Annotated in this window: 7 protein-coding genes; 4 read left to right on the top strand and 3 right to left on the bottom strand. The window is 65.7% G+C overall.

Annotation, left to right across the window (positions count from 1 at the left end; translation table 11 throughout):
* Positions 1–278 precede the first annotated feature (278 nt).
* Both ACWDTF_RS11180 and ACWDTF_RS11175 read left to right on the top strand, forming a co-directional pair.
* Entirely contained in the window at positions 279–932 is a 654-nt protein-coding gene (locus ACWDTF_RS11180) for a TetR/AcrR family transcriptional regulator (RefSeq protein ID WP_449754367.1), read from the top strand.
* 4 nt (positions 933–936) lie between these two features.
* Entirely contained in the window at positions 937–3,294 is a 2,358-nt protein-coding gene (locus ACWDTF_RS11175; protein WP_449754366.1) for an MMPL family transporter, read from the top strand.
* A 4-nt stretch (positions 3,295–3,298) separates the two neighbouring features.
* Here ACWDTF_RS11175 and ACWDTF_RS11170 read toward each other — a convergent pair whose 3' ends face one another.
* Positions 3,299–3,619 (bottom strand): putative quinol monooxygenase, encoded by a 321-nt coding sequence (locus tag ACWDTF_RS11170; protein WP_240856563.1) that lies wholly within the window; start codon positions 3,617–3,619, stop codon positions 3,299–3,301.
* A gap of 149 nt (positions 3,620–3,768) precedes the next feature.
* On the opposite strand from ACWDTF_RS11170, the gene ACWDTF_RS11165 reads away from it, so the two are divergent.
* Entirely contained in the window at positions 3,769–5,193 is a 1,425-nt protein-coding gene (locus ACWDTF_RS11165) for an aldehyde dehydrogenase family protein (RefSeq protein ID WP_240856562.1), read from the top strand.
* A 123-nt stretch (positions 5,194–5,316) separates the two neighbouring features.
* Complete coding sequence (locus ACWDTF_RS11160; protein WP_355277599.1) at positions 5,317–6,888, top strand: alpha/beta hydrolase; 1,572 nt, start codon at positions 5,317–5,319, stop codon at positions 6,886–6,888.
* A 294-nt stretch (positions 6,889–7,182) separates the two neighbouring features.
* On the opposite strand, the gene ACWDTF_RS11155 is transcribed toward ACWDTF_RS11160, so the two are convergent.
* Both ACWDTF_RS11155 and ACWDTF_RS11150 read right to left on the bottom strand, forming a co-directional pair.
* Complete coding sequence (locus tag ACWDTF_RS11155) at positions 7,183–8,037, bottom strand: alpha/beta hydrolase (protein ID WP_449754365.1); 855 nt, start codon at positions 8,035–8,037, stop codon at positions 7,183–7,185.
* 5 nt (positions 8,038–8,042) lie between these two features.
* The gene (locus ACWDTF_RS11150; protein ID WP_240856559.1) at positions 8,043–8,435 is read right to left on the bottom strand and encodes a hypothetical protein; all 393 of its coding nucleotides are present in this window, start codon (positions 8,433–8,435) and stop codon (positions 8,043–8,045) included.
* Between the last annotated feature and the right edge of the window lie 59 nt (positions 8,436–8,494).

Here is an 8,494-nt window from a genome sequence, read left to right as displayed (position 1 = left end):
TTCCGGCGCTACCGCCCTGCCCATACCGGCTACCTCTCACACGAGGCCTGTTGCGTCGACCGATTGAGGCTGCCCGGGGAAGAAACTTCTTCCCCGAGATTTTGCGGGCACAGTACCGTGTTTACCCAGGTCAGAAGGCTGGTCACCGAACGCTTCGGATAAGCGAGTACTCAGGTGCGTCGCACCGGTCACCCTCCATGGGCAACTGTGACCAGAATCGCAAACTTGCATTCGTCTGCAATCTTGCAGAGATCTGCAACTTCAGTACCGTGGGCTCTATGCACTCGACAGGCCTGCGCGAAACGAAGAAGGCGGCTACTCGGCTCGCCCTCGCCAGCGCGGTACTTCGCCTGGCCACCCGTGACGGGATCGACCGCGTCACCATCGACACCGTCGCAGCCGAGGCCGGCGTGTCGGTGCGCACCTTTCACAACTACTTCAGCGGCAAGGAAGACGCTCTGGTCTTCTTTGCTGCGGCGTTGTTCGATTCCATCGTCGACCGCATCGAGTCGCAGCCACTCGACGAGTCGTTCTGGAGTGCCGTTCGCAGTGCGCTGGTGGACGTCGCCACCTCCCCCGACCTCGGAAAGCCCGCCGAGTTCGTGACGCTGCTCCGGTTGCTGGACTCCGAACCGATCGTTGCCGCGCACTCGCAGCACGTCGACCTCATCGGCCAGATCGACGCGCGCGTCGAGGCGCTGTTCACCCAGCGCGGACAAGATGGCAACGAGCTGTACCCACATCTGGTGCTGCACAACGCGATCGCGACAACCCGAGTAGCTCTCGAGTTTTGGGTGGCGCGCGCCCAGGGCGACGACGTCAACGATCCCGACAAAGTCCGCACAGTGCTCGACGCTGCACTGGATCAGGTGCAAGCCGGTATGGTCCAACCGATTTCCCGCCCGATGATTTCCCGACCGAAGGAGCTCTAGGAACGTGGCAACCTTTCTTTACAAGGTGGGGCGATGGTCGTACGCCAACCGGTTCAAGACCATCGCGATCTGGATCCTGGTCCTCATCGCCTTCGGCATCGGCGCCAATCTCCTCGCCAAGCCGACGTCGGAGTCGTTCTCCATCCCGGGTATCCCGTCGGAGCGCGCACAGAACCTGATGGTCGAGCGGTTCCCGGACAAACCCAAGTTCGGCGAGGGCGTCGACGTCACGTATGTGGTTGCCGCGCCGCAGGGTTCGACCCTCACTGAGGCGCGGTACCAGGAAGCCATCAATCAGATGGTGACCTCGCTGCGCGGTATGGAGCAGGTGAAGAACCCGGATTCGGTGCAGAGTCCGTTCGTGACGTTCGGCACCGCGCAAGATCCTGGCAAGGCACGCACCATGATCGAGGGGTTCGAGCAGCAGGTGTTCGGAAAGTCCGCCGAGCAGGCCGCCGCCGACGCGCAGGCGACCTCACCGATCACCGCCGACGCGACGGCCGCACAGTTCGGCGCATCCTTCGCCGTCGACACCGCCGACGACCTCACCCCGGCGACCAAGGACGCGATCGAGAAGGTCGCCGACGACGCCCGCAAGAGCGGACTCACCGTCGAGATGTCGGGTTCGGCGATCGAATCGCACGAGCTCGGCATGACGTCCGAACTCATCGGAATCGCGGTTGGCGCAATCATTCTCATCCTCACCTTCGCGTCGCTGGTCGCGTGGGGCATGCCCATCGTGACCGCGATCGTCGGCGTCGCCATCGGCATGCTCGGGGTTTCGGTCGGTACGTATTTCTTCGACCTCAGCAAAGAGACCCCGATGCTGGCCACGATGATCGGGCTCGCCGTCGGAATCGACTACGCGCTGTTCATCGTGTCCCGCTACCGTCACGAAATGCATCGCACCGTGGACCGAGCCGACGCAGCCGGTCGAGCGGTGGGCACCGCCGGCTCGGCCGTCGTCTTCGCCGGCAGCACGGTGGTGATCGCACTGGCGGCACTCGCCATCGTCAACATCCCGTTCCTGACCGCCATGGGTATCGCGGCGGCCGGAACCGTGGTCGTCGCCGTGCTGGTCGCGCTGACGTTGCTCCCGGCCATCCTCGGACTGTTCGGCTCCAAAGCCTTTGCGGGACAACTACCGTTCCTCAACGCCCCCGATGTGGGGCCGCACGACCCTGCGCGCGTACACAACGGTCAGCGATGGGTGCGTCGCGTCGTCGACCATCCGCGCCTGGTCACCGGCGGGATCGTCGTCGTCATGCTGCTCCTGGCCATCCCGATGGCCGGACTGAAACTCGCGTTGCCCAACAACGGCACCGCCGACCCGTCCACCACGCAGCGTCAGGCCTACGACCTGGTGTCGGAGAAGTTCGGCCCCGGATACAACGGACCGCTCGTGGTGGTCGCCGACGGCCGCAACATCGAGGACCAGACCGAGCGCGTGCGCACGTTCAACAGCCTCGTCGAGGACCTCAAGAAGGTCGACGGAGTCTCGAACGTCTGGATCGGCGCCGACGGTCTCAACCAGTCCCGCGACATCGCGGTCATCAGCGTCCTACCGACCCACGCATCCGACGATGAGGCGACCCACGACCTGGTCGGGACGCTACGTTCCATGGAATCGACCGTCCAGCGCACCACCGGGATCAGCTACGGCGTCACCGGGCAGACCGCGATCGAACTCGACGTGTCCGACCGACTGTCCGAGTCCTTGGTGCCCTACCTCCTCGTCGTCGTCGGACTCGCGTTCATCCTGTTGATCATCGTGTTCCGCTCGATCCTGGTACCGCTCACCGCTGCGCTCGGATTCTTGCTCAGTGTCGCCGCCACCTTCGGCGTCACGGTGGCGCTGTTCACCGACGGCGCGCTGGGGATCATCAACAACCCGCAGCCCGTGGTGTCGTTCCTGCCCATCATCATGATCGGCATCGTGTTCGGCCTGGCCATGGACTACCAGGTGTTCCTGGTGACACGTATGCGCGAGGCCTATGTCCATGGCGCCGATGCGAAACAGGCCGTAATCGTCGGCTATCGGCATGGCGCGCGTGTGGTCGGTGCCGCCGCGGCGATCATGATCTCGGTCTTCGCCGCGTTCATGCTCCAGGACATGGCGTTCATCAAGGTGATGGGCTTCGCGCTTGCCGCCGCGGTTTTCTTCGACGCGTTCGTCGTGCGGATGACGCTGATGCCGGCCGTGCTGACGCTGCTCGGCGACAAGGCCTGGTGGCTGCCGCGCTGGCTGGACCGGATTCTGCCCAACGTCGACGTCGAGGGCGAGGCACTCGGCATCGCGGAATCCCCTGCGACCGACGCGAGAACAGACTCGGGCGACGCGGTCGTGTCGACCAAGGCCTGAGACGCTACTCGACGGGAAACTCCCCCAGCGTCGACCACTCGTCGGCGTCGATCGTCGCGTTGATGATGTCGGGTGTGCGCACCAGGTATTGGGGCAGGTCGGCCTGCGCCTTGCGGAAGTGGTCGGAGGTCACGTGTGCCTCGGCGGCGTCGTCCTCGAAAGCTTCGACCAGGACGTAGGTGGTCGGGTCGTCGAGGCTGCGTGACCAGTCGAACCATTTGTTGCCCGGTTCGGCTCGGGTCGCGGCGGTGAACTCCGCCGACAGTTCCGGCCAGCGATCCGCGTGCTCGGGTTTGATGGGCCATTTCACGACGATGAGGATCATCCCCCGACTGTAGAACAGCCTCGGTCACCCGCTCGTCGCGATATGAGAATCCGCAACGGCCAAGATGGCTAGACTGTGAAACAGACAACATCTGTCACCACTTTGCGCACTACGTCATGCGCAAATGCGCCAATCAACACGGAGGCACCATGCGGGAAATCACCAAGTTCTACATCGACGGTCAGTGGGTCGAGCCGGCGGAGCTCAACATCATCGACGTCATCAACCCCGCGACCGAGAAGGCGGCCGGACACGTCGCGCTCGGCAGTGCCGCCGACGTCGACGCGGCGGTCGACGCCGCACGACGTGCCTTTGTCACGTGGGGCCAGTCCACCGTCGACGAGCGTGTGGACGTGCTGAACGCGATCATCGCCGAATACCAGAACCGGATGGGTGACCTCGCCGCAGCCGTGACCGAGGAGATGGGATCGCCGACCGGTCTGACCAACGCTGCCCAGGTGCCGATCGGGCTCGGCCACCTGATGACCGCGGCTGCTGCGCTCCCCGAGTTCGCGTTCAGCGCCGAACGCGGTGCGCACCGCATCGTCAAGGAGCCGGTCGGGGTGTGCGGGTTCATCACCCCGTGGAACTGGCCGCTCAACCAGGTGATGTGCAAGGTCGCACCGGCGTTGGCCACGGGCTGCACCATGGTGCTCAAGCCCTCGGAGGTGGCGCCGTTCAGTGCCGCGATCGTCGCCGAGATCTTCGACGCCGCAGGCGTTCCCGCCGGTGTCTTCAACCTGGTGAACGGCGACGGCCCCGGCGTGGGCACCGCGCTGGCCAGTCACCCGGGCATCGACATGATCTCGTTCACCGGGTCCACCCGGGCCGGCATCGAGGTCGCCAAGAGCGCCGCACCGTCGGTCAAGCGGGTGGCGCAGGAACTCGGCGGCAAGAGCCCCAACATCATCCTCGACGACGACAAGTTCGCCGAGAACGTTGCCGGCGGCATCGCCACCATGTTCCTGAACTCCGGCCAGTCGTGTAATGCGCCGAGCCGCATGCTCGTTCCGTCGGCCCGCGTCGCCGAGGTCACCGAGATCGCCAAGGCGGCCGCACCCAACTTCACCGTCGGCGACCCCACCGGCGGCGTGATGCTCGGCCCAGTGGTCTCCGAAGCCCAGTTCGACAAGATCCAGGGTCTGATCGAGCGCGCCATCGCCGACGGCGCCGAGCCCGCCATCGGTGGTCCCGGCCGTCCCGAGGGCCTGCCGACCGGTTACTACGTGCAGCCGACGGTGTTCACCAACGTCACCAACGACATGGAGATCGCCCGCACCGAGGTGTTCGGTCCGGTTCTGGTGGTCATCGGCTACGACTCGATCGACGAAGCGCTCAAGATCGCCAACGACACCGAGTACGGACTCGCCGGCTACGTGTCCGGTGCCGACGTCGACGAGGTGCGTCGTATCGGTTCGCAGATCCGCGCCGGATCGATCTCACTCAACGGCGCCCAGGTCGACCCGGTCGCCCCGTTCGGCGGCTACAAGAAGAGCGGAAACGGCCGTGAGTGGGGCGACTACGCCTTCGACGAGTTCCTCGAAGTGAAGTCGTTGCTGGGCTACAGCGCCTGATCGCCCTCCCCCGATTGCAGCGCCCCGGTCATCCGACCGGGGCGCTGTAACGTCCGTATACCCATCGAACGACATTCCAGTCATCCCGGCACGCTTGTCGGTGCCGCGTATGACAGGAGTTCCATGTCGTCCCATCTCGACAACACCGATGACTTCATTTCCGTCGACGACGCCCCGGCCGACGCCGCGTCGGAAGGTTCGGAATCCACCAGCCGACGACCCCGCCTGACTCCGCGCCAGCGACTGATCAGTGGGGTGTCGGCGGTCGCAATCGTCACCATGGCGCTCTTCGCGGCCAGCGGCCTGTTTGCCGCGAGCAATCCGGCCCGCGCGCTCTCGGGGCATCCCGAGGTTCTTCGGCCCGGATGCACGTGGGACAAGTCCGGCAACTACGTGCAGAACTGCAAGGTCTGGTCGAAGTCGCAGAACAAGTACGTCATCGTGCAGATCCGCGCCTCCAACGGCAGCAACCAGGGCATCTACCTGCTCGACGGCATGCGTGCCAACGAGCAGCGCTCGGCGTGGACGACCGACGTCCAGGCGGCCAAGGTCTACGACCGCAGCACCGACACCACCCTGGTCATGCCGGTCGGCGGCGCGTCGTCGTTCTACACCGACTGGGATGCCGGTGCGGGCAACGAGAACAAGACCATCAAGCAGGAAACCTTCCTCACCGACGAACTGCCTGCCTACCTGCAGGAGAACTTCGGGGTCAGCCCCAACAACAATGCGATCGTGGGACTTTCGATGTCTGGCGGTCCGGCCGTCACGCTGGCCGAGAAGCACCCCGAACAGTTCAAGGTCGTCCAGGCGATGTCCGGCTACTACCAGACCGACAACCCGATCGGTTACGCCGGCGTCCTCGCCTCCCAGACCATGGTGTCCAACTACACCAACGGCATCCTCAACATGTGGGGCACACCCGGTAGCCAGCGGTGGGCGGAGAACGATCCGTCCAAGAACATCGGCAAGCTCAAGGAGAACGGTCAGGTCCTGATCATCTCGTCGGGCAACGGCTTCCTGACCAACAGTGAGATGCGGAAACTCTCGCAGCAGGACCAGATCAGCGCGATCGCCCTGGAGATCCTGTCCGCGGTGTCCACGGTGCTCTTCCAGATGCAGGCCTCGCAGAGCGGCGCGTCGGTGATCTCGCTGCCCAACTATGGTGGTCACACGTGGGAGAACTGGGGTCGGGCGCTCGCCGACGGCAAACCGCACGTTCTCGAGGCGCTGCGCAACAACCCGCCGGTCACCGCCAAGACCCAGTTGGTGTCGGCGCAGGGCACCCCCGAGCCGGAAGGCACTGCCCAGGCGACGGTCGCGGCAAAGCGGGCGGCGGCGACGCCACCGGTTCTCGATCCCGCCATCCTCGCGGCCGCTGAATCGGAGACCACCGACGCCGCCACGACCGAGGACTCGCCGGAGAGCACCACCGACGATCCGGGAGCGGCAACCCCCGGCGCGCGGACCCCGGACGGTGTCGTGACACCGAACGAGGTCGCCGGCACCGAGGTCCCGACCCCGGTCGAGACCAGCACGCAACCCCCGGCGACCGCCGAGACCACGCAGACGCCGGAGGCCGTGGAGACGCAACCGGAAGCCGTCGACCCGACGCCCGAGCCGCTCGACACGCCGTCGGCGACCGAGGCGCCGACCACCACCGAGACGACGCCGCCTCCGCCACCGCTGAACTGACGCCTACCTCTGCCACCCCTACATCAGAGCCGCTGCCTGAGGTGCTCGAGGCGCCAGCCGAGAGCCTCGAAAGCCTGGTGAGATGACATTGTCGTCTCACCAGGACCCTTCGAGGCTCGCTTCGCTCGCACCTCAGGGAGCGGAGGGGGGCTCGCTTGCGCTCCTCGCACCTCAGGGAGCGGAGGGGGGCTCGCTTGCGCTCCTCGCACCTCAGGGAGCGGAGGGGGGGCTCGCTTGCGCTCCTCGCACGTCAGGGAGCGGTGGGCGCCTCAGCAGCGGGGAGGAAACGCCGAATCACGGAGCGGTGTCGGCGGGTGGGGATGCGATCGGCGCTCGCGCCTCGAGCCACTCGACCACGTCGCCGATCACGATGTCCTGCTCCGGCTCGTTGAAGATCTCGTGGTAGAGGCCGTCGTAGATGACGAGTTTCTTGTCGGCCGATCCCGCCAGACGGTCGACCATCTCGCTGCCGGCCGGCGCGGTCAGCGCATCGGCACTGCCGTGCAACACCAATAGTGGAAGATGAAGCGACGGTAGACGATCCGGGAAGGTCTGCATCGTCGACAGCAGGGCGCCGGCGAGACCTGCCGGGATACGGCCACGAGGAACCAGCGGATCCGCATCGTAGGCGGCAACCACCGCGCGGTCCTTCGAGATGCTCGCCGAGTCGAGCGCGGTGGTCGGCATCCACGGCGCGACGCGCCCCAGTATCTTTGCCACCTTGATCGCCGCGGGCGCCAGGTCGTCGCCGGGAACCACGGCAGCACCGGAGAGCACGAGCCCGTCGAGTTTGTCCTGGTGGTCGAGGGCGTAGTCGAGCGCGATGGCGCCACCCATGCTGTGCCCGAGGAGGAAAGTGGGCGCGTCGGGCGTCGTCACCTGGTCGATCACCGTGTCCAGATCGTCGGTGAAGTCGGCGAACCCGCGCACCCGCAGGCGCTTGCCGCCCGACCTGCCGTGCCCGACATGGTCGGGCACGGCGACCACGAAACCGGCCGCGACGAGTCGGTCGACGACGTGCGTATATCGGGCACCATGCTCGGCCAGGCCGTGCGCAATGACCAACGTGCCACGCGCATCACCGTCCGGCCGGTACAGGTCGTACTGGATCAGCTCGCCGTGACCACCCGTGAATGTCCTTGTCTCCATGTCGATCACCCTAGCCCGAGGCGCGAGATCACCGAGCGTCCGGCCGATTCGATCGCGCCGAGCGGCCGAGCGGCGATCTCCCCGATCTCGACGATCGCCTCCACACGGGCAACGATGCTCTCGAGCCGCGCAACCACATCCGCCATCCGATCGACGGTGGCGTCGACCTGATCGAGGGTCCCCGACATCCGGGTCAACGTGGCGTCGAGTTTCTCGATGGTGGAGTTCATCCCCGTCATCGTGTCGCCGATGCCGTCGATGGTCTCGCCCATGTCGTCGATGATCGTGGTGAGCTGTTCGACGGTGACGTCCGCATTCAGCGCCGCCTGCGCAAGCTTGCGGATGCGCTGGCGTTCCGGCTGGCGGGTCGTCGAATCCTGTGTACCTCTATCGGCCATGATTGGACACTATCCATCAACGATGGGACACGAGACCGAGTCGACGAAGTACGTGGCAC

It is taken from the genome of Gordonia sp. NPDC003422 (assembly GCF_053588675.1).
Note: the sequence above shows the minus strand (reverse complement) of the source record. Positions and strands in the feature narration are given on the sequence as shown.

Bases quoted from the DNA above. Each gene is read 5' to 3' on its own strand.
- ACWDTF_RS11180 (WP_449754367.1), top strand. From the start codon at position 279: ATGCACTCGACAGGCCTGCGCGAAACGAAGAAGGCGGCTACTCGGCTC.
- ACWDTF_RS11170 (WP_240856563.1), bottom strand. From the start codon at position 3,619: ATGATCCTCATCGTCGTGAAATGGCCCATCAAACCCGAGCACGCGGAT.
- ACWDTF_RS11165 (WP_240856562.1), top strand. From the start codon at position 3,769: ATGCGGGAAATCACCAAGTTCTACATCGACGGTCAGTGGGTCGAGCCG.
- ACWDTF_RS11160 (WP_355277599.1), top strand. From the start codon at position 5,317: ATGTCGTCCCATCTCGACAACACCGATGACTTCATTTCCGTCGACGAC.
- ACWDTF_RS11155 (WP_449754365.1), bottom strand. From the start codon at position 8,037: ATGGAGACAAGGACATTCACGGGTGGTCACGGCGAGCTGATCCAGTAC.
- ACWDTF_RS11150 (WP_240856559.1), bottom strand. From the start codon at position 8,435: ATGGCCGATAGAGGTACACAGGATTCGACGACCCGCCAGCCGGAACGC.